The following is a 1190-nucleotide window of genomic DNA, read 5'->3' on the forward strand; positions in this document are numbered from 1 at the left end:
GCCAGCAGCGGCCTGCTGCTCGGGGGTGGTGACGGCGCGGTGCACCCGCGAGATCGATTCGAGGACGTCGATGGCGGGGAAGTGCCCGGACGTCGCGAGCTCGCGGGACAGCACCACGTGGCCGTCGAGGATGGAGCGGGCGGTGTCGCCGATCGGGTCCTGGAGGTCGTCGCCCTCGACGAGAACCGTGTAGAGACCGGTGATCGAGCCGTTGCTGGCGGTGCCGGCGCGCTCGAGGAGGCGGGGCAGCAGGCCGAAGACGCTGGGCGGGTAGCCGCGGGTGGCGGGCGGCTCGCCGGCGGAGAGGCCGATCTCGCGCTGCGCCATGGCGACGCGGGTGAGCGAGTCCATCATCAGCAGGACGTCGCGGCCGGAGTCGCGGAACCATTCGGCGATCCGGGTGGCGGTGAAGGCAGCGCGCAGGCGCTCGACGGCGGGTGCGTCCGAGGTGGCGACCACGACGATCGAACGGGCGAGGCCCTCCGGGCCGAGGTCGGCCTCGATGAACTCCCGGACCTCGCGCCCACGCTCGCCCACGAGGGCGATCACGTTGACCGAGGCATCCGTACCGCGGGCGATCATCGACAGCAACGACGACTTGCCGACACCGGAGCCGGCCATGATGCCGAGGCGCTGGCCGCGACCGACGGGAACGAGTGCGTCCATCGCGCGGACGCCGAGGCCGAGCGGCTCGGTGATGCGCGGCCGGGACAGGGCGCTCGGGGTGGTGTGCTCGGTCGAGACGAGTTCGAGGCCCGACACGAGGTCCAGCGGCGGGCCGTCGTCCACGGGTCGGCCGAGTCCGTCGAGCACGCGGCCACGCAGGGCGTCGCCGACCCGGATCTGCAGCGGACCGCCGGTGGAGCGGACCAGGTCGCCGACGCGGACCCCGGTCGTCGGACCGAGGGGCAGGCAGATGGCCGCGCCGTTGCGGAGGGCGACGACCTCCACGAGCAGCGGCCCGGCAGCCGCGCGAACCTCGAGCAGGTCGCCAGCGGCCGCCGTACCCAGGCCCCGGACTTCGAGGTGGAGGCCGACCAGCTCGGCGACGGTGCCCAGGTGCAGCGGGCGGGCAGCCGCACGAGCGCGGTCGACAAGCCCCAACTCGGGGGTGACAAGCCCCAACTCGGGGGTGACAAACCCCAACTCGCGCGTCATGACAGCACCTCGCGGACCCGGCCCAGGGCCTC

At 73.8% G+C, this 1190-nt stretch carries 1 protein-coding gene; it reads right to left on the minus strand.

Annotated features, from left to right (window positions below):
• A partial coding sequence (locus ACOADB_RS22530) for a FliI/YscN family ATPase (protein ID WP_378603906.1) occupies positions 1-1158 on the minus strand: 1158 nt, incomplete at its 3' end.
• Positions 1159-1190 lie beyond the last annotated feature (32 nt).

It is taken from the genome of Nocardioides sp. CPCC 206348, from assembly GCF_048654705.1.
Lineage (GTDB): Bacteria > Actinomycetota > Actinomycetes > Propionibacteriales > Nocardioidaceae > Nocardioides.